Below are 25,499 nucleotides of genomic sequence, written 5' to 3'. Positions count from 1 at the left end.
AATTTATTTTATGTACTTTTGAACGGCCTTGAGCAGATCCTCAGGCTTGACGGGCTTTTCGAGCACGTCCTTTACGGGGAGCCAGTCTTCGTCCGGTTCGAAACCGAACGGCAGGTTCATTTCCTTGCGAACGCCCGTGATCATGATGACGGGTGTGCCCTTGAGCGAGTCGATTTTCTGAAGCTCGCGAGCTACGTCAAAGCCCTCGGACTTTGTGGTCATCATAACATCCAGAAGGATGATATTCGGCGTATCAGACTTTGCTTTTTCGATACCTTCCTGGCCATTTGCTGCAGCAGATACGTTATAGTTCTTAGCTTCCAGCAAATTCGCAATTGACTCGCGAAAATCTGCGTCATCGTCGATAATCAATACTCTCTTGGCCATCTCATTTTCTCCTACTTGTTCAAATAAAACCGTAGCAATTTTTACTTAGGACCCAGGTCCGGTTCCGGCTGTACGTCTTGCGCAAAATCAAGTTAGTTGTAACTTTTTAACGTATCACCCCGTGCCCAGTCAACATATCTACCTATAGACTTCACCATTTTTTCCATGCATCCGCTGCATGCGCCCGTAGGCTCGTTAACGCAGCGTTTGCCCGGGTAAATCTCGTAAAGTTTTTTATACTCTACCGGCGTGAAGTTGGGCATCAGAACATTTGCCCCGCACGCCAGTGCTTTCAATCTCATATCGCCGTTGCCCAGGCTGCCTAATGCCGTCGTTGCGGGCATATGCGTGTTCTTTGTCGCGATCCTTGTTACGGCCGTCATTTTGCACACCAGCTCGACGTCTCCGCATGCGTGATTTGCACACTCGGTCTGGCTGTGAGGTATGAACGGGCCGATGCCGATCATGGCGATCTTCTCGCGGACGAAAAACTGTACGTCGCGAGCGAGACTGGCGGTCGTCTGACCTTTGAGACCGACCATACAGCCGCTGCCCAGTTGATAACCCATCGAGCCGAGCTTACGCAAGCACTCAACGCGTCGATCGAAGCTCATTTCCGGATGCAGCTTTTCATAGAGCTGCTTGTCGGAAGTTTCGATCTTGAGCAGGTAGCGGTCAGCGCCGGCGTTTCGCCACATCTCGAACTCCTGGTCACTTCTTTCACCGAGCGAGAGCGTTACAGCGATATCGTGCTTATCTTTTATTTTGAAGAGCAAGTCCTGCAGCCAAGCGGCATCGAGCTCATCTTCTTCGCCGGACTGCAGAACAACCGTTTTTGTATTGCAACTGACGATCTTATCCAAGCAGGCCATGATCTCATCGTGAGCCATGCGATATCGTCGAATTTGCTTATTATACTTGTTCAAACCGCAATACGCACAGGTATTCCTGCAGTAATTCGAAAATTCAACTATTCCTCGCAGCAGTACGCCGTCACCGACCTGCTCTCGCCTTACGTTATCGGCGAACTTGTATAGCTCATCGATCTGATCGGCATCTTCGAGCGAAAGCAGATACTCGATATCACGCAGATCGGGCATATCAGCCGTATATACGCGGTTTAAAACGGCACGCACATCAGACATATTCATCTCTCACGCCATCATCGATATGTTTGAACATGTCCCGCAGGATCTCGCGGTCGGTGCCGGTCAAACTGTTTATCTGCTTGTTAATGAGCTTATAACCGGCCTGTTTGACCGAGTCGGACGCGAAATCGTCCAGATATTCTTTCAGGGTGACCAGTGCGTTGACCTGGCACATGCCTTTGATAGCGCCGGGTTTTGCAAGGCTCATGAACCGCTCGCCGGTACGTTCCTTGCGGTAGCAGGCGGCACAGAAGCTGGGCAGATATCCCTGTTCCAGCAGGGAACCGATGATCTCGTCCTGTGTGCGGTGGTCGCCGAGGGTGAACTGAATGCCTTCTTCGGTTTCTTCGTCGTCGTAGCCGCCGGGGGAAACGCGGGATTCGGCGCTTATCTGCGACACGCCGTGGTGAACCAGTATGTCACGCATTTCGGGCGTTTCGCGGGTCGAAAGTATGATGCCGGTGTACGGCACGGAGAGACGCAGTATCGCGACCAGCCGCATGAAATCTTCGTCGGTCAGCGGATGAGGAACGTTTTCACTGACATCGCTGCCGGCGACAGGCTCTATTCGGGGCACTGAGATGGTGTGGGGGCCGACGTTGAATTTATTCTCGAGGTGCTCGCAGTGCATCAGCATGGCAAGCGTCTCGAATTTGTAATCGTAAAGCCCGTAAAGCACGCCTATGCCGACGTCATCGATGCCGGCTGCGAATGCTCTGTCGATCGCATTTATGCGGTTATCCGGATCGCTCTTGGGGCCCGAAGGATGCATATATCTGTAAGTTTCGTCGTGATAGGTCTCCTGGAATACCTGGTAGGTTCCTATTCCGATACCTTTGAGCTGTTTGAATTCTTCGACGCTGAGCGGGGCGGCATTGACGTTTACACGTTTGATCCGATTTTTGCCAGCCTGGGCGTCATATATCGCCTGCACGGAATCGCAGTAATAGTCGATCGCTTTCTTGCCGTCGAAATTCAGTGCTTCGCCCGCGACCATGAGTATTCGCTTGTGGCCTCGGTTCAACAGCCATGAAACCTGCTCCTTGATCTCTTCGGGAGTCAGGCTGCGGCGGTCAACGGAGCGATTTTCGCACTTGAAACCGCAGTAGCGGCAGTTGTTGACGCATGCATTGCTGATGTAGAGCGGTGCGAAGAGGACAACGCGTTTGCCATAGATGGCGTCCTTGACGTATGCTGCCGCCTCCATGATCTTTTCGGTGTTTTGGGCATCGTCCGCAGCCAGCAGCACAGCGGTCTCTTCCAGCGTCAAACGCTGCAGGGACCTGGCCTTGTCGAGCACAGCGTCGACCTTTGCATTGTCTGTCTTGCTGTGCTTTTGGAGTAACTGCTCTATTCTGGCTGCGTCAATGTGTTTCATTACTACTTCTTTCCTGCAGATTCAGCTTTGCGATACTGGTTGAGAAGGTCAACCACGCTTTTGGCCGTCAGTTCACCGTAGATCTTGTCGTCGATCATAATGACAGGCGCGATACCGCACGCACCCAGGCACCGTGCTTCCTGGAGCGTGAACAGGCCGTCTTCGGTTGTCTGGCCTGCTTCGACGCCCAGATCGCCCTTCAGTGCGTCCAGAACCTTGTCGGCACCTTTAACATAGCATGCTGTACCCATACATACACTTACCACATGCTTGCCGATGGGCTCAAGGTTAAAGTAGTGGTAAAAAGTCGCAACGCCCCAGATGTGGGCAGTCGGGACCTGCATTTCTTCGGCTACGAAGTCCATCACGTCCTGCGGCAGGTAACCGTAGAGTTCCTGGACCTTGTGCAGAACTGCTATGAGATACGATTCGGGGTAATCCTTTTGCTTCGTACCTGCAATAAAATCCCTGACTTCCTGCAATTTGTTATCTTTAGCTTCTATCATCTTAAAGCTCCGGTTACTTATCTTTTACTCTTAGCTGGTATAATACCCTTTGGTTCCTGCGCCTTGTAATGAGTGTGCAACAGTTTGTGCGACATCTCACTCATGGGCCTCTGCAGATATTCCTTGTATAGCTTCTGAACGTCCGGATTATCCAGACTACGGCGGATCGTCTTGCCGCGATCGATATCGTAGAGAGCTTTGGCCCTGGCTGCGAGACATTCTTCACCGAGCGACTCAGAGAATGCATGGCAGTAAGGCTGACCACCGCCGCCGATACATCCGCCCGGGCATCCCATGATCTCGATGAAGTGGAACCGATCGGGCTCCTTGCGAACTATGTCGAACAGCTTTGAAGCGTTACCAAGACCGTGTGCAACAGCGATACGTATCTCTTCGCCGTCGATCTCAAGTTTACCTTCCTTCACACCGGACAGGCCGCGAAGGTTATCCATTTCGATGTCAACGAGTGTTTCGCCGGTGAAAAGTTCATATGCGGTTCTGATGGCTGCTTCCATAACTCCGCCGGTAACACCGAAGATCGCGCCGGCACCGGAAGAAACGCCCATTGGAGCGTCGGGCTTTTCGCCCGGCATATTGATAAAGTCAAGACCTGCAGACTTGATCATCCACGCCAGCTCACGTGTGGTGATGACGATGTCTGTGGTTTTCATGCCGTCGACTTCGAGTTCGGGCCGGTCGGCTTCGTACTTTTTGGCGGTACAGGGCATAACAGCAACGCTGAGTATCTTCTTGGGATCGGTCTCGATCTTTTCGGCGAAGTAAGTCTTAATCAGGGCACCGGCCATTGACATCGGCGACTTGCATGTCGAGATGTTGTCCAGCATATCAGGATAGAACTGCTCGACGCATTTCATCCAACCCGGTGAACAGGACGTTATCAACGGTAGTTTGCCCTTGTTCTGCAGTCTCTCGAGGAACTCACTGCCTTCTTCCATAATCGTCAGATCGGCAGAGAACTGGGTATCGAAGACATAATCGAACCCGAGCTTACGCAGTGCGGCGACGAGCTGACCTTCCATATTGTTGCCGGGCGCCATGCCGAACGCTTCGCCAATCGCCGCTCTTACGGCTGGGGCGAACTGAACGACTTTCGTGAGTGAATCGTCGTTTAGCTTTTCGAACAGGTCCTGAGTATAGTTGTATTCCATGAACGCTGCTGTGGGACATACGTTGATGCACTGGCCGCATGTCGAACAGACGCTTTCATCCATCGGCATATTGTACGCGGGCATTACAACAGTCTTAAAGCCTCGGTGGGCCTGCGTGAGGTTATGGATGTTCTGCACTTCCGAACACATCCGAACGCATCGGCCGCAAAGGATACATTTATCCGGGTCACGCACGACAGCAGGTGAACTGAGGTCCTTGTCGTAATGTTTCTTCTCGCCTTCGAAGTGCCGTCTCTGGATACCCATCGACTCGGACAGACGCTGCAGCTCACAGTTACTGTTGCGCTCACAGGTATGGCAGTCCTGCGGATGGTTGTCAAGGATCAACTCGACGATGTCACGCCTTGTTCGGCGGATCTCTTTTGTATTCGTGCGGATCTTCATCCCTTCAGTAACAGGGTAAGCACAAGAAGCAACGAAGTTACGCATTCCTTCGACCTCGACGATACATACTCTGCATGCACCCTCGATCGAAAGCTTGGGATGGTAGCACAGCCGCGGGATATGGTAACCGAGCTTGTCAGCGGCTTCCATGATCGTCTGGCCCGCTGCTACCTCGTATTCTCTTCCGTTTATGTAAATCTTAATCATATCGCTCATGTCAATATTTCCTTATGCCTTTTCTACAGCCTGGAATTTACATACCTCAAAGCACTGACCGCACTTGATGCATGTTTCCTGGTCGATCACATGCTTTTCCTTACGGCCGCCGGTAATCGCATCCACCGGACAAACACGCCTGCACGCTCCGCAGCCGACACAAGCGTCCGTGATAACGAACGACAGCATGGACTTACATGAACCCGCACGGCATTTGCTTTCATTGATATGTTCTTCGTATTCAACTCTGAAATTCTTGATCGTGCTCAGTACCGGATTAGGTGCCGACTGCCCCAGACCGCAAAGCGATGCTTTTCTGGCCATGTTGCCCAGCCGTTCGAGCTTTTCGATGTCACCTTCCTGCCCCTTGCCTTCGGTTATCCGGGTGAGGATCTCGAGCATTCGCTTGGTGCCTTCGCGACAGGGCGTACACTTGCCGCAAGACTCGTCCTGGGTGAACTGCAGGAAGAACTTTGCAACGTCTACCATGCAGGAATCTTCGTCCATGACGATCATACCGCCGGAGCCCATGATAGAGCCGGCCTTGGCAAGATGCTCATAGTCGATCGGGGTATCGAGATACTCAGCCGGCAGACATCCACCGGAGGGGCCACCCGTCTGGATAGCCTTGAACTTTTTGCCCTCGGGCAGTCCGCCGCCGATATCGTAAACGATCTCGCGGAGGGTCGTACCCATCGGAACCTCAACAAGTCCCGTATTGTTAACGTTACCAGCCAGCGCGAATACTTTGGTACCCTTACTCTTTTCGGTGCCGATGCTGCTGAACCATTCGCCGGTATCAAGGATGATCACAGGGACGTTTGCCCATGTTTCGACGTTGTTGATCAGCGTGGGCTTGCCGAACAGACCGCTCTGCGAGGGATAAGGAGGCCTTGGCCTGGGCATACCGCGAGAACCCTCGATCGAGTGGATCAGGGCAGTCTCTTCACCGCAGACAAATGCGCCGGCACCGAGTCTGATCTCGAGATCGTAAGAGAAGTCGGAACCGAGAATATTCTCGCCCAGGAAGCCGTGCTCTTTTGCGTCGGCGATAGCTTTTTCGAGCCTTTTGATCGCCAGCGGATACTCGGCACGAATGTAGACGATACCCTTGCTGGCACCGATCGCATAACCGCCGATGATCATGCCTTCCAGCACCGTGTGCGGGTCGCCTTCGATGGCACTGCGGTCCATGAACGCACCGGGGTCACCTTCGTCAGCGTTACATATAACGTATTTCTGGTCGCTCTGTTCTCGCGCTGTGAAGTCCCACTTCATGCCGGTCGGGAAACCGCCGCCGCCTCGACCGCGAACGCCTGCCTTTTTGACCTCGTCGATGACGTCCTGCGGACTCATGTCGGTGAGAACCTTAGCAAGTGCTTCGTAACCTCTTAGCGAGAGGTAGTCGTCGATATTCTCGGGGTCGATGATGCCGCAGTTGCGAAGGGTGATCCGCATCTGCTTGCCGAAGAAGTCGTTATCTCCGAATATCCTGAAAAAGCGATTGTAGAGATGGTCCTCATTGACCACCTTATCCGCAACCGGCTGACCATTGACTATGTGCTGCTCAACAATGTTAACAGCATCTTCAGGAGTGATCTTGCCGTAGATCGTGTAGCCGGGGTTGACGATCATGATCGGTCCCTTGCTGCACATGCCCAGACAACCGGATAGATGGATCCTTACGCTGTCACTCTTACCGTGCTTTTCGAGCGATTCTTCGACGGCATCACGTACTTCACGAGAAACGCGATGCAGACAGCTCGGCCCGTCACATAATGTTATTACATATTCATTCGTAGGCACTGAACCAAACCCTTTCGCTTATATCAGCCATTCTTCGATAATTTCACCATTTTTGATATGCCGCTCGATGATCTCGCGAGCCTTCTTTTCGTCGACCTTGCCGTACTTGACGGGGATCTTTCCTTCTTCGACGATCTCAACTGTTGGCTCGAGATTGCAGCGGCCCGCACAGCCCTTCTGGCTCAAATATACGTCCGTAAGACCTTTGGCCATAGCGTCTTTGAAAACAGCCATGACCTCTTTTGATCCAGCGGCTATCTCACAAGTCGCCATACCTACATATACACGCTTGGTTGAGAGATACCCCTTGCTGATGATCTTGCTTACAGCCTGGGCTCGCTTTTTTTTGACAATGTCTAATGGAGTTGCCACTTCGTTATTCCCTTTCAATTCGGAAAACAAACGTATTGCCGTTTTCACCTGGTACCACTTTTATGTCACCACCATGCGCCTCGACTATTTGCCGGGTAATAAACAGACCCAGCCCGGTTCCTTTGACGGTCTTTTTCTCCGGCGTATCGAGCCGGGAGAACCTCTTGAACAGATGCCCCATTGCTTCCTGAGAAATGGGCCTGCCGTCGTTGTAAACCTCGACAACAGTAAAGTTATCCTCGTTCCGGGCATCTATTCGAATTACGCCGCCTTCGGTTCCATATTTACCGGCGTTACTGATAAGATTATTTGCAACTATCTGCAGCAGATCGAGATCCGCACTGACTTTCATCTCAGGATCGATCTTGTTTTCGACCTTCATACCCTTGTCACTGAGCAGTTTATCGAAGGTCTTGACCGAAATATCGAACACCTCGGGCCCGATCGCAAATTCGGACTTGTTCAGCTCCAGCTTGCCACGCTCGATCCGGCTTAGGTTCAGGAACTTCTTTACCGTGGCGGCAAGGTAATCAAGGTTTCGCGTGATCGAATCGACCGCCCTTTTCTGCTTGAAATTGATCATTCCGAGAAAACCGTCTCGTATGGAATAGGCGTTCATGATCGTCGAAGCGAGCATGCCTTTGAGTTCGTGGGCAACGAATCCCAGCAGCTCCAGGTATCTCTGGTTCAGGTCTTCGAGCTTGGCATTGGATTCTTTGAGGCTTTCGTCACGTTCTTTGAGCCGGACAGACATTATGTTGAAACTGCTAGCAAGTCTGTTTATCTCGACCACCGAGGACCTGACCGGCGACTCGTAGCCGAGATTACCGCCGGAGAGATTTTCTATGCCCTCCAGCAGATGGGTCAAGGGTCTGGAGACGGCACCTGCCATCAGATAAGACAGCACACCTGCAAACAACGTTCCGCAAAGAACTATAACCAGGAACCAACCCATAATACCCCTGGCCATATCAACGAAGGGCGCCTCGAGTATGCCGACATAGAGAATGCCGACAATCTCGCCTTCAATCGTCTCGATCGGCTCGTAAGCTGTTTTGTACCAGTCAGTTACAACGAATGCTCGATCGTGCCAGACCTTGCCTTGCTCGACGACTTTGCTGTAAACCTCGTCCGAGACACGCGTACCTATCGCCCTGCTGCCGTCTTCGTTGACAACATTCGTCGAGATCCTAACGTCATCCTGGAAAATCGTAACAGTGCCGACAGGTTTGCCTTCATATGACTCGTGGCCGAAAACAAGATACCTGATCCGGTCCACCAACGCATGGTCACGATTGACGATACGGCCGCCGTAAAGGACACCTTCTATATCACCATCCGCATCGCGGATCGGAAGAGCGTATTCCTTGCTCATCACTTTCTGTGTAACTTCTTTAGTTGTGGGCCGAGCCATCGGCGTTGGTTTGATGGCTATGGAATGTTCTGCTACAAGCTGCTCATCGTAACTCTGCAGCTCTTCATTCGGTATAAGCCGCGTGCCGCCGACACCCTCGTTTTTCTCGAATGCCGCCTGAACTATTTCGCTTTGAACCTGCGGCGCCTCGTTCTTATCGACGTAACGGGCATAATCCAGACCTATCTTCTGCTGGACCTTTTCAACATTCCCGTCAAACTCTATCAATCGCAGATCCTCACCGATCCGCTGTATCTCGGCCTGATAAAATGACCGTGCACTGGCCAGGTCATGTTCAACCTCTTGCTGGGCACGCTCTACGATGTTGTCCTCTACCAGAGTATAGCCAAGAAAGAAGATCGACAGGCCGAGTGCGAGGATTACCGCGAAAAACGCTGTGAATATCTTACCGCGGAGTGTGCTGAATCTTATCATTCCTTCACTCCTTTTTTGGCTGCGTTGACAAAATAGATCAGGTTCTCCAGCTCAACCTCCAGATTGATGCTGTTGATTATCGCGCCATCATCGCCCCTGAGCTGAATGGGGGCGAAGTTCAGTATACCCTTTATGCCTGCCGCCTGCATGAGCTCGGAAACCTGCTGAGCCGCTACGTCGGGTACGGAGAGGATTCCGATCTTTACGTCGTTCTCACTAATAAAATCGTGCATACGTTCCAGTGGCAGGATCGGAATATCCGCATTTTCGTCAAATTTGGCTGGGTCGATATCGAAAGCCGCGAGGATGCTGATGCCTCCGCCGCCGAAACCCTCGTAACGCATTAGTGCCCTGCCGATGTTTCCGACACCAGCAAGCACGACCTTTTGTGTCTCATTCTTGCCGAGGATCTCGCGAAGCTGCTCGATCAACTCGTCTACGACATAGCCGCCGCGACGATTGCCGGTGATGCCGAACAGGGAGAAGTCTTTGCGAACCTGCGATGGGGTAGCGCCCGCAGCATCGGCCAGGTTGTCGGAAAACACTTTGACAAAACCCAGCGCTTTTAGCCGCTGAAGAGCGTTCTTATATCGCGAAAGCCTTATTATGCATTTGCGGTTGACCGGCATGGCTCCTTGCCTTCCCCTGCTTTTGCCTCTTTTCCTCGAAAAATCGCCCTTGCCGAACGATTCTTTACGTTTACCTCTTTGCCTCTATCACAACTGTACTCAAAATGTAACTCATAGTTCAAATAAGTCAAGGCTTTTTGTGATGTTTTTCACAACATTTTCAGTTTTTTCGCCGGCTTTGCGCAATTACGTAACAATAAACGCCCAAAACGCTTAAGTAATATCGTTTTCACCGAAATTTCCGTTGCCATGAATAATAAACTGCACATCCGATAACAATATAGTTTTTCAGGCAGAAAGGTATCATCGACACCTTCCGTTTTATTCTGAACGACCTTCCACCTTTATTACTCAAAAAAACAGGACTGGAAAAGCATCTAAGCCTCGCCAGCCCTGATCGGCAAACATCTACAATATTATAAGTTAGTCTTGGACTACTTCGCCGACTCCAGTTCGATCTTAATCTCAGACTTATCTCGACTCACATCGAAGCCGTGCTCGTGGAACCAGCCGAACATGTCCCGTCCCATTGCGACACTCATAATTGCGACGGTGTTATTGGCATCATACTTCTCGATCTCGCCTGGTTTGGCCAGTTCGCGTTTTGCCTTGAAGTAATCCGCAACTACATCAGGATTTTCTTTCCGCATCTGCTCGAATATCCAGAAGGTCTTGCCCCAGTGCATCGCATTAGCCTGTCCGCCCTCGAGATCCTCGCCGGTAATGCTCTTGCCGCGGATGTCGTACTTTTTCATGGTCGGGTCTATCTTCTTTGCCCGATCGATGGTTCGGTTGATCCTGCGCATGCCCTCCTCAGGATAGCCCATGTCCACCATTACCAGATCGCCGACATACGTCGCGATCGGCTCGTTCCAAATCTCGGGGAACGGGAGCACCCACGAATGTACGGACTCATGCGTGATGAACTCGATCATGCTGTCCTCGCGGTCGGGGAAGCCGCCCCAGAATACCGCGAGCCCGAGCATACGCCCGCTAGAAAATCCTCCGCCGCCTGTTGCAAGCAGGCCGATCTCACTGGCCATGCCGTCAGAAAGCGGAACCCCCATCCGCTCTTCGATCTGTGGATTCACCCGCTGATAAATATCTGCCATCGCCTTTGCGTAAGGCCTTAGATACTCACTGTAATGCAGCTTGATGTTGCCCAGTTTTTCCGTGTATTCCAGGTTGCCAAGCCCGATGCTGCGAAAGGGCTTTTTGGGATCGACGGGCTTACCTGCTGAGGTCTTTTCCAGCAGGGGCGTCCACCAGCTCGCGTTTATATTATCTTTCGCATCAGGACGACTGCCAGCGAGCCCACGGGCCCCGACGAGCAGTGTGCCTTTTCCAACATTGCGACGCGCGAGGACGGCACGCCCCTGCGCATCTGCGATGAGCACCTCCCAGATCGCCGGATTGCGTATCTCAAACCAATCCCCGCGTCCTTCGATCTCGTCAGTAATCTCGTCCGATACCGCCTTGAAAGGCTTCTTTGCACCCTTCTTGAACGTCACACCGAACTTCTGTGCAAGTTCATTCTGCGGTTTGCTGCTTGCCCATCCAAGCAGTACAACGCCCCCGCCGTCCCGCATGAACTGCACCATCGTCCGGAAATCCTTGGGCAGGTACTTCAGCTTCGACTCACAGCCCAGAAGCACGAGCAGATTCGCATTCGAATAATCGAAATTGTACAGCGCACCCCAACAAGTCGCTCGGGGTTGGCCGGGCAGGTACTGAGTATGGAAGCGGCCGTCCCCGTAGAAACTGAACTGGTGGCCGATGTCTACCACTGCATGAACACGCGGGGCTTCTTCGGCGGGCTCGGCCGCCTGTGACAGACTCACCGGCAGAGCAAAAAGGCTCAAGGCCGCTAAAAACAACATAAATACGCATTTGCTGCCGGACAGAAATTTCACACTCATACTCACCTCAAAGAAATGTTTGGACCCACATTTATGATCAGCCATCCCTTACCCGGAAATGACTTTTACAGCGACGGCATTATACTAAAGCATCCCGCCGTCCGCAAAGGATATTCGCATATTAAGAAAACCTCTTTCGAGTACGAATTTGCTTTGATTTTCGCTGTCAATACCTGCCGTACTTATCGATCGCACGGGCGAATGCCTCGATATTCTCCCACGGGACGTCGGGCTCGACCATGTGCGTAGGGGCAAGCAGCAGGCCTCCGCCAGCGCCGACCGTCTCAATGAGCTCTTTGCACTTCGCTTCGACTTCGTCGGCGGTTCCGAATGGAAGCGTTGTCTGCGTACCAAGACAACCCCAGAATGACAAATTGTCACCGTACAGTTTTTTGACCTCCTTTGGATCCATGCATTCGGGCTGGACGGGGTTGAGGATGTCAACGCCGATCTCGATCAGGTCCGGTATGATCTTTTGCAGATTGCCGTCACCGTGATAGAATATCAGTATGTCCGGCTTGACGCTTCGTGCAGCATCGATCACCTTTGCCAGCCGCCACTTCTGCGTATCCCGCCACATCGCCGGGCTCATCATCATATCTTCCTGCGTTGAGACGTCATCGCCCAGCATCAGGATATCCGCACCGCAGCCCGCGAAACGCTTTGCCATCCCGACCCGAAGTTCGATCAATTTGTCCATGATCGCATTGGCCATATCAGGATCCATCACCATATCCATCATGAATTTGTCCATGCCGCGGAGATACCACGCAAGCTCGAACACTGTCATCTGCATATTGCCTATCGCGATCAGGTCACGCTCGACAAAGTTCTGTATCTGGGCATCGACGCCTTGCCAGCGATAATCCTCCAGATAGTCCGGCCAGGGATAATCGAGTACCTGCTGAACACTGGTAAAATTCTTCATCGGGTGCAGCATCTCCTGGAAATGCGCGGTTGACCCTGCGACACCCATGATCCCCCACTCAGGATTCCAGTGCAGAGGCTCGGCGTCGGCAGGCAGATCGTCATAAAAAACCGAATAGTCGACATCCATCTTCGTAGGATTCAGCTCGATATACCTTAGCGGAAAACCAAAGTGCTCCCGGAAATCCTTGGTCCCGGTTCTTCTCTTCAGTTCCTCAACCTGCGAGGGACACAGCACGAACTCAAACGGGACCTTCTGTGGATTGTCGCGCCGAAGCGCACGCAGGAAATTCTCTCGATTAGTCATTTTTTCAAACCTGTCTCAAACTAAAACACTCTTCACTTTTTACAATTACAGCAAAACCCTACCGTAGCGAAACCGTAACTGTTCCCGCTATCTTGTCGCCCTTCTTCAAAGGCCTGTCCCACTGTCGTGCATGTCTTCGATAGAAACGCTCGGAACCAGGATTGATATAATCAGCGATCAACAGCCGAATCGTGTCATTGCTTAGCCATGCGCGAACGCTCTGACTGCCGTCGCTATTCACCTCGAGCCCCCGGGCTCGATCGTCCGTCAGACTTGCGGTATAAATATTTTCCTTCGTCGAACGGAAATCATTCGTCCCAAGTTCATTGCAGTCAAAACGCCACTCATATGCCGGCTCATATCTTGGTCCCGCAGACTCACTGACCGGAGTACCTGCGAAGGCCCTGGTACTTCCTTCCAGCCTTCCGATATGCCAGTCAGGATAGGCCGTCCACAGTCCGTCCCGCTTCCAGCTCAGCGTATCGCAGTGCTTTGTCGTATCGAAGACAATACCAACCTGCCGCGGGTTAATATCCTTTAGACAGGTAAAGTCATACTTGACAGTCATCTCACCATCCGGCCCGATCACGATCCGATAGCTGCCCTGAGCCTCGTCGTACTTGCCCGCTACATTGATGACCACATTTTCGGACTCCTCAACGTTAACGGTATCAGCCTTCCAGGCGCTGCAGGTCGGTGTGAACGGCACGTACTCATCTTCGCCTGTCATCTGTGTATCGCCGCCGCTGTTCAGAGGAAGCAGCATCAGCTCGGGACCGCCGGTGAGCACTTTGTCATCGCCGACATAACCTCCCTTGAGCTTTCCGCTCGTTTTGTCAAATACATAACGGAACCCGTCACCGTTTACGACGATCTTGCCGTCTTCAGTAACTGCTGTAACTTTGCCGGCAGCTTGCTTCATCGGCTCGTGGTCGGATTCGATGGTTTCATTCACAAATCTGTACTCGTCGACAACTCTGCCGTCCGCTGTAACAATTGTGATCCCGGCAGCTTGATCCGCAGCTATATCACCGATCGGCAGTTTGATCTTCCCCTTGCCGCGAGGCGGGATATCGAAACGGGCCTTACCTGAACGCTCATCACATGTCCACGCAAATACCACCTCATCCAGATTCGTAAAATTGAACCGGTTCTCAACCTCTGCGTGCATTTCGCCATCTGCAAATATGACCGAATCCTCCAAAATCCGCACCGGCGAATACACCTTTTTCACATGCCACCACTCAGGCTTTTTCCGCCGCCAGCCGTCGATCGGTCCCCATGTGCCGTAACCAACGGTCTTGCCGTTCGGCAAAAAGAACGTATCGTCAACGCCGGACCAGATCGCACCGCCAAGCAGAGCATCGGTCGCATACATATCGTCCCACATCTTTTTCAGACCCTGGCCCCATATATCACGCAAACCCGGATCTGCGGTGAGCTCAAAACGATTATACGCGTTCAAATGAAGATATTCACCAAACAGCAAAGGTCTCTCGCTGTTCTTCGCTTGCTCGGGACCGCCGGGACCCGGATAATGGAAGTTCGCAATCTGGGTATTGCTGCCATAATTGTTGTAACCGCCCCACGACTGGTCATGGAACGCCTTGGGTCTGCTGGGGTCAGCCAGGTTAGACATCGCGAAGGTGCGTTCGAAATTCCTGCCCCACTGCGACTCGTTCGCCAACGACCAGAACAGCACACTCGGATTGCTCCTGTCGCGCTCGATCATTTCCGCTGTACCCTGCAGAAGTGTCTGAAGATTCTTCCGTGCCTGCGGGTCGGCGTTCCGCCAGGTCGAATTCGTACCGTGGCCTACCCAGCAGAACGGGGCCTCCTCCTCGACGAAGAGTCCGATTTCGTCACATGCCGCGATGAATTCTTCGGCAGGCGGATAATGGCTGGTCCGTATGTAATTGCAGTTTGCCGCTTTGAACAGCTCCGCGTCGGTTCGCCACTGCTCGGCGGTCAGGCTGCGTCCACGCAGCGGATGAGCCTCGTGCCTGTTCACGCCCCGCAGCTTGACGGGCTTGCCGTTCACGAGCAACTGATTGCCCTGGACCTCTATCTCCCTGAAACCGATACGCCGCTGAACCTTTTCGAGCATGCTCCAGCCTCGTTTCAGCTCACAGCTCAGAACATAAAGATTCGGCGTCTCGCTCGTCCACTTGCGCGGATTGTCTACCTTGATCTCGAAGACTTTCCGCAGCCGCTGGCCGGCAGCGATCGCATCGATCTTGAACTTATCCTGGTCGATCCGCACATCCTGCTTATCCTTCCAGGCGGTAAGTTTGAACTCGACCTTGCCACCCTTCCAGTTTTTCTCGCCGTCATTGACAATATCCATCTCCACCCGCATCACAGCATCGGCATACTCCTCGTCCATATCCGTCACCACGTGCATGGAGGCGACGTTCACGGTCGGAACTGCGAACATTGTCACTTTGCGCGATATGCCGCCGAGCTGATGCACCGCGTACTGGCTGCCGCTGGCGAGCACATCCGCAAGCGATTCGTTCTTGACCGCCAGGACGATCTCGTTCTCATCGCCCGCATTCACCAGGTCCGTTACGTCAACCTCAAACGGCGTAAACCCGCCAGAATGTTCACCAGCCGGCTGACCGTTTACCCATATTCTGCAAACGCTGTAAACTCCATCAAAACGGAGCTTTACCCGCTGGCCGTCCCAATCTTCCGGCACGTCAAGCTTCCGCCGGTACGCCGCGAACTTTCCCTGCTCAACTGCAAAGCCCTGCATCACCCACTCGCCCGGCACTTCAATTTCATACCACTGGCCCGCATTCTCACCGGTATTCGAAAATCCCTCATCAGGCACGGGACAAAAATCCCAGTGGCCGTTCAGACTCATGATAGGCTGATCCACCTTTTTTACATCAACTGGCCGAACCGTCAATCTGGGCCTGAATATCTCACCCCGTGGAACCCAGGTCCGCTCTTCTCTGCCCTGCCAGACACAAGTGATCTTTAAATTCTTTGCAAGCCCCTCTCGCCATTCGTAAGGCAGCTTCAGCACAAACCTGCCCTCAGAATCACTCACTGCCTCAACGATCTGGCCGTCGTACTCAGATTTTATCGCCGCACCCGCCAAAGGCTCATTGTCGTTCGCGTTGAATACCTTGCCCTCGATATGCCCGCCGAGCTTACCAGCCGCCTTTACTGCAGGCAGACAGAGCATACCCTGCTGATTCGAAAACAGCTTCACCCCCGCAATAACCGCATTGGGACCGCTTATCTTTTCCGCGGTAAGAACGATCTCACCGTCAGCGTATACTTGCTCAGGTAGATCGACACTGAACCGCTCCACTTGCCCCTTCTTCAGTTCATGTCTTTTCTGAAGAACCAGGTCATCCGCCTTGAGGCGCTGCACCCTGTCGCGACTGTCCGAAAGATACGAAACCTCCAGACTGTACTTCGCCTCCGCGCGCAACCCGGCCAGCGATACAGTCACCTGCTCGCCAAAAGCCACGATCCGCTTTGTGCTGTCCGCCGCGACCTTGTCGGTCCCGATCGCAGTGAGGGGGTATTTCCATTTCGCGCCTTCGATAAGGGCGGGGGTATCCTGGCCAGCGAAATCAATATCTGCCACAAGATGCATGCCTTCAGAACCTGCGGCAAACACTGCAGAGGACAAGATCAATGCAAATATCGACGTCAGAATTAACAAGTGAAAGGATCGAAACATTTTCCATCTCCAGAAAGTTAGAAATCATACAAAAAACGAGCTTCCGAGATACGCCCACAGGTCCCGAAAGCTCATACACTCTCAATTCAGCCGGGTATGGCCAGTGAGTCACAAAAACACTTAGCCATATCAATACTTGCATTTTAATCCGCAACAAACTACACTGGAATAGACAAAACGGAAATAAACATATACTTTTCGGAACAAACCTCATGTTCGAACAGTTTGCAACAGCACACGGGCCGACAACTGTCGCAAGTCTTAACCTCAATACCGTCTGGCGGGTAGACGCGGACCCGACTTATGACATCCATTGTGACTTCTCACGGCGAACATCACAAAGTCTTAACCCCCTTGGCGGGCAGGGATTCATCGCAGTGAGAACCCTTGACGGGGTGGGGCGATTGTACCTGGAGGATCAGGAACCACTGGATTTGCCCGCTAATACCCTCGCCGTAACCCACTGGAACAATCTCTGCCGATACCACTGCAGGCAAAAGAACTGGAACTTCTGGTGGTTTGAATTCTTCCTCTCAGGTCCACTTCATGCCCCATTGCATACGTGCCTTCATATACCTTCAAGCCCAGATGAACTCACGCAGCTCGAAACAATATTCACACTCCTGCGTAAACAGTCCGCCAGCGACCGGCATCTGGCCTCGGCGCAGTTTACGCACATGTTTTACTCCTGGCTCGCTCATTACCACGGCAAGACCGGCGAAAGCCCATACAAAGCAGATATCGACAGCCTGATCGAGGCGATCTACAGCGACCTCGGGCGAAACTGGACGGTCTCCGAAATGGCCGCGGCCGCGAACATGAGCGAACGGAATTTCCGCAAGGTATTCGCCCAGATCACCGGCCAGGGGCCCAAGGCCTTCTATGACAATATCCGTCTGTCAATGGCCCGTGAAATGCTCCGTTTGCAGAACAGCTCGGTCAAACAGGTTGCGAATACACTCGGCTACTCAAGCGAGTTTCACCTTTCCAAGGCCTTCAAGAAAAAGTTCGGGTATCCTCCCTTAAAAGCAAAACTGATGCCCTGAGCACCAATCTAAGCCTTCTCCACAACCGGCCCTCTCACCTGCCCCTCCTTCAAAAACCCCAGATCCGGCAGCACGAACGAATCGCGTATCTTCGCCTGCCACGGCCGCAGCTCCTTCTCGATCAGCCGCTCGACCACATCATACCGCTCGCCGGCAATATTTCTGACCTGGTACGGATCACTCTTACGGTCATAAAGCAGCACCTCCACCGCATTGCCCGGCATCTTCTCGATATTCAGCGTATACCGGTGCGTCCGCACACCCCGCCTGCCGTAACGCTCATCGCCCTCAGGCTCCTTGACATGCATATACAGTTGCGAACTCGGCCGCTCCTGCTCACCGCCCGTGAATATCTTCGCCCAGCTCTGACCCTCCAGATCATCAGGACACCCATCCGCCGTGCCCATCAGCTCCATCAGCGTCGGATAAATATCCCCGGTCGAGATCAGCAGATCGTCATGCTCGGCCTTAACCTTGCCGGGCCAGCGCACAATGAACGGCACCCGCATCGAATCATCCTCCGGCACATTCTTCGAAACATGCCCATGTCTGCCCAAACAGTTCCCGTGATCCGACGTAAACACGACAATGGTATCGTCCTCGATCCCCTGTTCCTTCAAGCAATCCAGTATTCGTCCGAACTGCTCGTCGATGCCCGTGATCGCCCCGTAATACTGCCTGATGTTCCTACGATAATACTTGCCCCACCGCTCATCCGCACCCGGCACACTCGCGACACCACCACAGTACTGCTCGACGTCTTGATCATACATTTCAACGTACTTCTGCGGCACAACCTGGTATGGCGAGTGCGGCGGATTGTACGAAAGCACCAGCGCGAAAGGCTGATCCTCCTTGCGGTATTTACCTGCCTCGTTCCTGATAAAGTCTATCGCGCAGTCGGTCTCGAACTCAGGCGTCCAGACTTCCCGCACCTTAACGCCGCCCACGCACGGCCGATCATAACTCACATACCGGTTCTTGAGATGATTATTCGTTGTATGGATCCGCCAGTAGTCGATCCCGTGCCGTCTGTCCGGAGGCAGCCATTTCCCTTCCTGCCCCTTGAGCTTGTGACCCTTATACTCCCGCATGGGCTTGGTAATGTGCCATTTGCCATAGTATCCGATCGAATAGCCTTTTTCATCGAGCACATCCGTCCACCACTTCTGGCCCTTCGGCAGGTCCCGACCGTCACAGAAACAGTTCACCAGCACCCCGTTGCCGAACGGATACTTACCCGTCATCATGATCGTTCGATACGGCACGCAGACCGGATAATTACTGACCGCCTCGGGCAAAACCAGTGACGCCTGCGCAAACCTGTCCAGATTCGGCGTTATCACCGGCTCCTCACCGAGGAATCCCATCGCCGAACCTCGCATCTCATCCGGAAAAACATACACCAGGTTGGGCTTTTTCGCCTGCCGCCCCTCCGCCGCATACGCCAATTTACCAGCCAGCCCAGCCGAAACACCAAATACCCCCAAAGCACTGATCTTCAAAAATTTCCGCCTATCCATACTACGCCCCATCGCAAAAACTCCAAATAAACCACATGTTTCAAACAAATTAGAACAGCCGGACTGCCAGATTAGACCTCAAATTCCGCAAAAACACAAGAACTTCAGCCAACATCAATACTAATTTAGAATCCACAATGCCATGTCGAACAAAACAAAACCAAGCATGGGCTAAATCAGACCGACTACGGCTACTCTGAAATTTGGCTTGCAAGGACCGGAAAGAACACATGGTCTGCTGTAGAACTGAGAAAAACAACGAAATGAATGCCGGAGGCGGGACTCGAACCCGCACAGGGAGTTATCCCCAAGGGATTTTGAATCCCTCGTGTCTGCCAATTCCACCACTCCGGCGTACAAGGCCCACAAAAATACCCCATCAAACCCCATCAGTCAAGCACAAACAGGTCCGTGAACGGGCTAATAATCCAAAAACACCACATCCTCCGGCACCGCTACCACATCCCGCCTGTCCGCTCCGATCACCTCGCGTATCTCACTGCTGTGCTTGCCCGCAACCGCTGTCAGTTCATCGCTCGAAAGCGATGTGACGGCCTTGGCCTCCTCGTTGACCATTACCACCGCGCCTGCGGCGAACGTCCCCGACACTGATACAACCCCGCTTGGCAGCAGACTCTTGCTCCGCCTCAGCGCATCCATCGCACCCCTATCCACGTGGATCGTTCCTGCTGCTTTGCTGTTAAGTATCCATCTCGTGCGGGCGTTGAGCTTGCGTTTGGACATAAACAGCGTCCCAACCGTCTCACCCGAAACGATCCGCCTTACCACATCCTCGCACCGTCCGTGCGCAAGCACGATCTTGCATCCTGCGTTGGCAGCCACCCTGGCGGCCTTTATCTTGGTCCTCATACCACCGGTGGAATGCATCGTCCCAGCTCCGCCTGCAGCCTTGACGATCGCGGGGGTTATTTCCCACACCACGTCGATCGCTTTGGCATCCGCTCTCTCGCGCGGATCGCCGTCATACAGTGCATCGACATCGCTCAGGATGATAAGCAGATCCGCATCGACCTTGCTGGCGACCAGTGCGCTGAGAGTATCGTTATCGCCGAATGCCGAATCGATCTCTTCCGTCGAAACGCTGTCGTTCTCGTTGACGATCGGCACCACCCCGAGCTCAAGCAGACGTTCCACAGCATTGCGCAGATTGAGGAACGTCTTGCGTTCCGAAAGAACATCTGCCGTTAGCAGCACCTGTGCAACCGTCAGGCCTCGCTCGGCGAACGCCCTGTGATACTCGTGCATCAGCAGCGGCTGTCCGATCGCCGCACACGCCTGTCTCATCTGTGTGTCAATCACCGGCCCAACGTGTCCGATCCGGCCGGCGCCCATGCCTATCGCACCCGATGAAACCAGAAGTACCTGCTTGTCCTGCTCGGTAAGCCAGGCAACCTGCTCGGCGATCTGCGCCATGTATTCAGCATCAATGCCCTCGCCCCTGCTGAGGGTGTTCGTACCGATCTTTATCACCACACGCCGTGCGTTCTCAAAATTCCGCATAAGGCCAACCACCTATTGCAACTTTCTGTGGGTGAATTTTTTGCGTCCCTCGGCATAGTCCGCTACGATATGCCCGTTACCTATCAGCCGATACTTATACGTCATCAAGCCGTCCAGCCCGACCGGGCCCCTGGCGTGCAGCTTGCTGGTGCTGATACCCACTTCCGCGCCCAAGCCGAACCGATATCCGTCCGCGAAGCGTGTGCTGCAGTTGACCAGAACGTCCGCCGAATCCACACGCTGCATGAACTTTTCCGCTGATTGCTGCTCCTTCGTGACGATCGCATCGGTGTGCCCCGAGCCGTATTCGTTTATATGCTCGACGGCCTCGTCCAGCGAGTCGACTACCTTCACCGCCAGCACCAGGTCCAGATATTCCGTTCGCCAGTCCTGCTCGCTTGCAGGTTTGCATCCGATCAGCTCCACCGTTCGATCATCGCCCCGCAGATCGACGCCGCGCGCCTCCAGAGTATCCTTCATCTTGCTCAGGAATACATCCGCGATCTTCGAATGCACAAGCACCGTCTCAGCCGCATTGCACACCGCGGGATATTGACATTTTGAATCCTCCACGATCCGCACGGCCATATGTATGTCCGCACCCTCGTCCACGTACACATGACATATTCCGTCCGCGTGCCCCATTACGGGGATGCGCGAATTGTCCATGATATGCCGAACGAACTCGTTGCTGCCGCGCGGTATGATCAGATCGATATATTCATCCAGACCCAGCATCTGGGATACCTCTTGCCGTGTTTCCATCAGGCCGAGCCAGCCGCTGGGCAGTCCCGCCTTATCGCCGGCCTCGATCAGCACGTCGGCCAGCACCCGGTTCGTCTCGGCCGCCTCGGATCCGCCCTTGAGCAGACATGCGTTGCCGCTCTTGAGACACAGTGTGCCTATCTGTACCAGGGCGTCGGGGCGTGACTCAAAAATGACGCCGATCACGCCTATCGGACATGCAACCCTGCTCAGCTCCAGTCCGCCGTCCAGCTCGGTCACGCTCTGCACCTTTCCCACCGGCTCATCGAGTCCTATCAGACTTTCGATACCTGCAATGACGGTCTCGATCTTGGGTTCATCGAATTTCAGCCGTTTGAGCAAAGGTTTTGCAAGCCCATCGGCCTCTGCGCCCTCCATATCGTGAGTATTCGCTTCGATGATTCGAGCCGTATTAGCCCGCAAACCGTCGATTACAGCCTGCAAAGCCTTATTTTTCGTTTCACTGTCAGCGGCAGCCAGGCGGATCCCCGCCAGACGTGCCTGCTTTGCCATGTCCTGCATGCTCATATAAAGATCTCCATCAAAACGGATTAGCCGACAACAAAACATCCTAAAACAGCCAACCCATACCTGCAAACTGCGCCCAAAACGCAGATATTACCAGATATTGGAAAATTATAAAGCCCAAAACACCCCACGTTCAGGTTCGTATGGGCCAAACCGCCCCAAAGCGGAGAAAATTTGCTGTTGACAAACCCCCGATAATTACATATCATCCCAAATCTGCACAGCGCGGGTGTAGCTTAGTGGTAAAGCTTCAGCCTTCCAAGCTGATCACGCGGGTTCGATTCCCGCCACCCGCTTTCATTTTCCTTGTTTTTAGGCCAAAAATAAGGATTCCAAAAAGAACTGTCTAACTTATTGTCTAACATTAAATCGCCCCTCAGACCGCCTAAAATGGGCTTTTAGACAATGAGCTGAGAACCCTCTTTTGTTCAGCCTGATTTTTCAGCATTTTTTGTGTTATTTTTATCAATCTCAAAAGTTAGACAGTCGTTTAGACAGTTTCACTATAAGCCCTTAATAGGGTAAAAGCCCTTCTAACCTACCACCCAACAATTAGACAAGAATAAGACTGCCCCAATACTGCCATAGTAGTCATTGGTGAAAAATTCGGGACGATTTTGGTACTATGGGATTGGGCACAATTTTGATGGAAGCATAGTGGCCATAGACGGCATTTACAGTATATAAGAAAGCAAAGTCAAGCCAACTCCAATCACAATCATTGTCAGATTGAGTACTAAAGCATACGATAGCCACTCAACTTTCTTCCATTCTTTCTTTTTATATGCAAACAACAGAAAAGCGGAAATAATCGCAAGGCTCAACCCATAAAACCAAGGGCTGATAAATGCACCCTGAACCAAGACAATAATGACGAAAAGAAACACAAATATTCCGATTAACATTTTTAAGTCCTTTTCTTTCGGGCGATTCATGTTATTGCCGTTTTTCACTGGAGTTAGAATCATCATAAGACCCATATATTTCCTCTTCCATTTGCAAATACTCTTCAGTGGTAAGCTCCAGTTCACCGCTTTTCCACTTGCGATACTTCTCCCCAAGATCAGGATCCTGCTCAAAACGCCATTCCAAAAACTCTTTTTCGCGTCTATCGGAATCTTCCTTGCCCTCTTCTAAGATGTTTCCGACAAAGACAAAAGGTATAGAAAAGAACAGAAACACCCCTAACAGAACAAATGCAACCGCATTGAACAGATGTTTTTTGCTAATCATAATTCATCTCCTATTTGTTGTCACGAGCATAGTGTTTCCAATCAAAAGTCAATCCTGCTTTTTCTCCTCGTTGCATCATCCATCTCAAAAAAGGCCGCTTAGTTCCGATGTCGTTATGGGAGGTCTTCCTTCCATCCTTCCAATAAAAATCTTTTGTAGTAAGCACTGTGTCTGAGGAATTGGTCTCACCACTCACACGGGGGAATATTAACTGTTTTGCCCATGCCCCAACCTTTTGCGTTCTTCTCGCATGGTCGGCTCTTTTGACGTTACTTGCTATGTCTTCTGCCATCATTGAATTGGTCGTCATTTCCACAGCATCAAAAAGCCCCAACCAATTGACTTCTGGTTTAACGGTTGTTCCATCACAACAGCATCCATCTTCATTCAACTGGTCAGCAACTTCAAGAGCACTAGCTGCACCTCGGCTCCATCCAACAATATTGATTTGCATATTCTTATCTCTGCAGTAATCCTTACAAATTCGTTTCTTCACTCGATTTGTTATTTCTGTCGCTTCCTTACCTGTAGCCATATTTGATAGATTTTCATCCCAAGTTCGTAATTTACGGAAAATGTCAATGGGCTTGAACCAGTGGGGCTTATATTTTTTGGTTCCAACCCCGTCATAAAAATAACGTCCTTTACCTACACGAGGGCCACCGTCTCCTTCATAGTACCTGTAAACTCTTTCAGTATTGTAACCATCGGCGTGACTTTCAGCCGTTCCGCCAATTGCATAAAGATTCAACCCTTTTGGGTCGATGTAAGTCATCGGATTGCTGGCCACGTATTCGTACAGATTCATACTATCAGCGTAGCCGATTGGGTCATGCTGGAACCATCTGCCCTGTTGTGGGCTGTAGGTTCTGTGGAGGGTGTGGTATGTGCCCAGTTCGGCGTCATACCGCATGCCTGCGAACATGTAGGGATTACCTGCTGTGCTGGTTTCGGACGGCTGACCGTAGATGTCGTAGTTGTAGAACTCTCGTTCTTCTGTTCTGCCGAACTTTCCGCCTATAAGCCCCACAACGCTGCCCAGAGCGTCTTTTAGGTAGTAGTAATCTGTTTCCACGATGTCTGGCGTGTCAAAATCTGAGGCATAATAGCAGAAGTCTGCGAAGTCGATGATGCTGTCGGCGTTGCTGTCCCAGCTTGCGTTCCAGTCGGCACTGTTGGGGTCGGCAAGCCAGGCGTCAACGAAGGACAGGAAATCATCATTGGCGTTCTCGTCGAGTTCGTCTTCGGGCAGGAACATCACAAGCACGTCATTGATGCCGTTGCCGTAGACGAATGTACGGTCGAGCTCGTAATCGCTGGTTCCGACAATGTCTGTGTACTGAGCGAGAACCCTGCCCATGGTGTCATAGTAGTATAGCGTGGTTGGTCCTTCAACTTCATCGGTCTTTAGAATACGTCTGCCAAGAGCGTCATAGTCAAAACTTGCATGGCTGTTGCAATATTCAGTTGTAAAAAGAGCTTACTGGCTGCTAACGTTTTCGTTTCATGTATTGCACACCCTTACTATTCGTAGCGATACCCTCTTCTATCGGAGTAAAACGGAAATTTGTATGTTGATGCTTGCGGGCACAATCAAGCACCTTCTCTGTGCAGAAGAATGCCAAATGGCTGTAGTCAGTAGTGAATAAATCTGCACCTTCCCATGAGCCAGGTACAAACACATAAGGACAATACTCTTGAAAACGCTTTTTATATGTTCCTGAGTCGTCATACAATAGGCGGCCACATGTGTCACAGAATTTGTGATTTACAAACCCACTGGCTTCATAGTCGAGCTTTGCCCCAACCATCTTTCTGCCATCAATCCAATGATAATTCGGAGGAGCAGTGTCCTCCAGCTTCTTAGGATAAGGCTTGGCTATTCTGACTCGATGAACAGGAAACTCGCCTATTCCTTCGCGTTTCCAGTCCTCAAGAACTCTACCAGAAACCGTAAAATATGACATCCCAAGTCCAAGCACGTCGGGCCATTTACTGCCTTTGCATCGTTCAAGTAACAAATCTATGTCGGCTTCCAGGGTGAAACGTATACCGCCACATCTAAGACATTCCCTTTTAGGTATTTCCGTAAGTACCTCTTCACCCCACGGGAAACCGCGAGTATCAAAAGAATTATGACTTATAGAGTAAAAATTTTTCAT

At 52.1% G+C, this 25,499-nt stretch carries 20 protein-coding genes and 2 tRNA genes; 2 read left to right on the top strand and 20 right to left on the bottom strand.

Features of this window, described 5'->3' with window-relative positions:
• Nucleotides 1-3: 3 nt before the first annotated feature.
• The 12 genes from STSP2_RS06920 to STSP2_RS06865 all read right to left on the bottom strand — a co-directional run bounded on the left by STSP2_RS06920 (nucleotide 4) and on the right by STSP2_RS06865 (nucleotide 16,625).
• Nucleotides 4-387, bottom strand: a complete 384-nt coding sequence (locus tag STSP2_RS06920; protein ID WP_146661145.1) for a response regulator — start codon at nucleotides 385-387, stop codon at nucleotides 4-6.
• Between the two features lie 92 nt (nucleotides 388-479).
• Nucleotides 480-1,532 carry a [FeFe] hydrogenase H-cluster radical SAM maturase HydE gene (gene hydE, locus STSP2_RS06915; RefSeq protein ID WP_205848022.1) on the bottom strand — a complete coding sequence of 351 codons (1,053 nt, stop codon included), beginning with the start codon at nucleotides 1,530-1,532 and terminating at the stop codon, nucleotides 480-482.
• Entirely contained in the window at nucleotides 1,525-2,913 is a 1,389-nt protein-coding gene (gene hydG / locus STSP2_RS06910) for a [FeFe] hydrogenase H-cluster radical SAM maturase HydG (protein WP_146661141.1), read from the bottom strand. The genes hydE and hydG overlap by 8 nt, the downstream gene beginning before the upstream one ends.
• Nucleotides 2,914-2,915: 2 nt before the next feature.
• The gene (nuoE, locus tag STSP2_RS06905; RefSeq protein WP_146661139.1) at nucleotides 2,916-3,419 is read right to left on the bottom strand and encodes an NADH-quinone oxidoreductase subunit NuoE; all 504 of its coding nucleotides are present in this window, start codon (nucleotides 3,417-3,419) and stop codon (nucleotides 2,916-2,918) included.
• Between the two features lie 17 nt (nucleotides 3,420-3,436).
• Nucleotides 3,437-5,209, bottom strand: coding sequence for an NADH-dependent [FeFe] hydrogenase, group A6 (locus STSP2_RS06900; RefSeq protein ID WP_146661137.1), 1,773 nt, complete (start codon nucleotides 5,207-5,209; stop codon nucleotides 3,437-3,439).
• A 12-nt stretch (nucleotides 5,210-5,221) separates the two neighbouring features.
• The gene (gene nuoF / locus STSP2_RS06895) at nucleotides 5,222-7,015 is read right to left on the bottom strand and encodes an NADH-quinone oxidoreductase subunit NuoF (RefSeq protein WP_146661135.1); all 1,794 of its coding nucleotides are present in this window, start codon (nucleotides 7,013-7,015) and stop codon (nucleotides 5,222-5,224) included.
• Nucleotides 7,016-7,033: 18 nt separating this feature from the next.
• Nucleotides 7,034-7,387: a (2Fe-2S) ferredoxin domain-containing protein gene (locus STSP2_RS06890; RefSeq protein WP_146661133.1), complete on the bottom strand. Its 354-nt coding sequence runs from the start codon at nucleotides 7,385-7,387 to the stop codon at nucleotides 7,034-7,036.
• A gap of 4 nt (nucleotides 7,388-7,391) precedes the next feature.
• Nucleotides 7,392-9,236 carry a cache domain-containing protein gene (locus tag STSP2_RS06885; RefSeq protein ID WP_146661131.1) on the bottom strand — a complete coding sequence of 615 codons (1,845 nt, stop codon included), beginning with the start codon at nucleotides 9,234-9,236 and terminating at the stop codon, nucleotides 7,392-7,394.
• A complete protein-coding gene (locus STSP2_RS06880; protein ID WP_146661129.1) occupies nucleotides 9,233-9,865 on the bottom strand; it encodes a redox-sensing transcriptional repressor Rex in 633 nt (210 codons plus the stop codon). Before STSP2_RS06880 ends, STSP2_RS06885 begins: the two co-directional genes overlap by 4 nt.
• Nucleotides 9,866-10,299: 434 nt before the next feature.
• The gene (locus STSP2_RS06875) at nucleotides 10,300-11,784 is read right to left on the bottom strand and encodes a hypothetical protein (RefSeq protein WP_205848021.1); all 1,485 of its coding nucleotides are present in this window, start codon (nucleotides 11,782-11,784) and stop codon (nucleotides 10,300-10,302) included.
• Between the two features lie 166 nt (nucleotides 11,785-11,950).
• Complete coding sequence (locus tag STSP2_RS06870) at nucleotides 11,951-13,018, bottom strand: uroporphyrinogen decarboxylase family protein (protein ID WP_146661125.1); 1,068 nt, start codon at nucleotides 13,016-13,018, stop codon at nucleotides 11,951-11,953.
• A 58-nt stretch (nucleotides 13,019-13,076) separates the two neighbouring features.
• A complete protein-coding gene (locus tag STSP2_RS06865; RefSeq protein ID WP_169853051.1) occupies nucleotides 13,077-16,625 on the bottom strand; it encodes a glycoside hydrolase family 2 TIM barrel-domain containing protein in 3,549 nt (1,182 codons plus the stop codon).
• A 308-nt stretch (nucleotides 16,626-16,933) separates the two neighbouring features.
• Here STSP2_RS06865 and STSP2_RS06860 point away from each other — a divergent pair, with 308 nt between their 5' ends.
• Nucleotides 16,934-17,767 carry a helix-turn-helix transcriptional regulator gene (locus tag STSP2_RS06860; protein ID WP_146661121.1) on the top strand — a complete coding sequence of 278 codons (834 nt, stop codon included), beginning with the start codon at nucleotides 16,934-16,936 and terminating at the stop codon, nucleotides 17,765-17,767.
• An 8-nt stretch (nucleotides 17,768-17,775) separates the two neighbouring features.
• Here STSP2_RS06860 and STSP2_RS06855 read toward each other — a convergent pair whose 3' ends face one another.
• From STSP2_RS06855 to STSP2_RS06840, 4 genes are all read right to left on the bottom strand, one after another.
• The gene (locus STSP2_RS06855) at nucleotides 17,776-19,290 is read right to left on the bottom strand and encodes a sulfatase family protein (RefSeq protein ID WP_169853050.1); all 1,515 of its coding nucleotides are present in this window, start codon (nucleotides 19,288-19,290) and stop codon (nucleotides 17,776-17,778) included.
• 268 nt (nucleotides 19,291-19,558) lie between these two features.
• Nucleotides 19,559-19,644, bottom strand: a tRNA-Leu gene (locus STSP2_RS06850).
• Between the two features lie 66 nt (nucleotides 19,645-19,710).
• The gene (gene proB, locus STSP2_RS06845; RefSeq protein WP_146661118.1) at nucleotides 19,711-20,811 is read right to left on the bottom strand and encodes a glutamate 5-kinase; all 1,101 of its coding nucleotides are present in this window, start codon (nucleotides 20,809-20,811) and stop codon (nucleotides 19,711-19,713) included.
• 12 nt (nucleotides 20,812-20,823) lie between these two features.
• Nucleotides 20,824-22,104 carry a glutamate-5-semialdehyde dehydrogenase gene (locus tag STSP2_RS06840; RefSeq protein WP_146661116.1) on the bottom strand — a complete coding sequence of 427 codons (1,281 nt, stop codon included), beginning with the start codon at nucleotides 22,102-22,104 and terminating at the stop codon, nucleotides 20,824-20,826.
• A gap of 225 nt (nucleotides 22,105-22,329) precedes the next feature.
• Between STSP2_RS06840 and STSP2_RS06835 the strand changes: the two genes are divergently transcribed.
• Nucleotides 22,330-22,400 (top strand) — tRNA-Gly (locus STSP2_RS06835).
• 378 nt (nucleotides 22,401-22,778) lie between these two features.
• Here STSP2_RS06835 and STSP2_RS06830 read toward each other — a convergent pair.
• The 4 genes from STSP2_RS06830 to STSP2_RS06815 all read right to left on the bottom strand — a co-directional run bounded on the left by STSP2_RS06830 (nucleotide 22,779) and on the right by STSP2_RS06815 (nucleotide 25,499).
• The gene (locus tag STSP2_RS06830) at nucleotides 22,779-23,084 is read right to left on the bottom strand and encodes a hypothetical protein (RefSeq protein WP_146661114.1); all 306 of its coding nucleotides are present in this window, start codon (nucleotides 23,082-23,084) and stop codon (nucleotides 22,779-22,781) included.
• The gene (locus STSP2_RS06825; RefSeq protein ID WP_146661112.1) at nucleotides 23,041-23,337 is read right to left on the bottom strand and encodes a hypothetical protein; all 297 of its coding nucleotides are present in this window, start codon (nucleotides 23,335-23,337) and stop codon (nucleotides 23,041-23,043) included. Before STSP2_RS06825 ends, STSP2_RS06830 begins: the two co-directional genes overlap by 44 nt.
• A 10-nt stretch (nucleotides 23,338-23,347) precedes the next feature.
• Nucleotides 23,348-24,697, bottom strand: a complete 1,350-nt coding sequence (locus STSP2_RS06820) for an RHS repeat-associated core domain-containing protein (protein ID WP_146661110.1) — start codon at nucleotides 24,695-24,697, stop codon at nucleotides 23,348-23,350.
• A 130-nt stretch (nucleotides 24,698-24,827) separates the two neighbouring features.
• Nucleotides 24,828-25,499, bottom strand: a complete 672-nt coding sequence (locus STSP2_RS06815; protein ID WP_146661108.1) for an imm11 family protein — start codon at nucleotides 25,497-25,499, stop codon at nucleotides 24,828-24,830.

Origin of the sequence: Anaerohalosphaera lusitana, assembly GCF_002007645.1 — a bacterium.
GTDB classification, from domain to species: Bacteria; Planctomycetota; Phycisphaerae; order Sedimentisphaerales; family Anaerohalosphaeraceae; genus Anaerohalosphaera; species Anaerohalosphaera lusitana.
The sequence above is the reverse complement of the archived record's forward strand: the minus strand, read 5'-3'. Positions and strand labels throughout refer to the sequence as shown.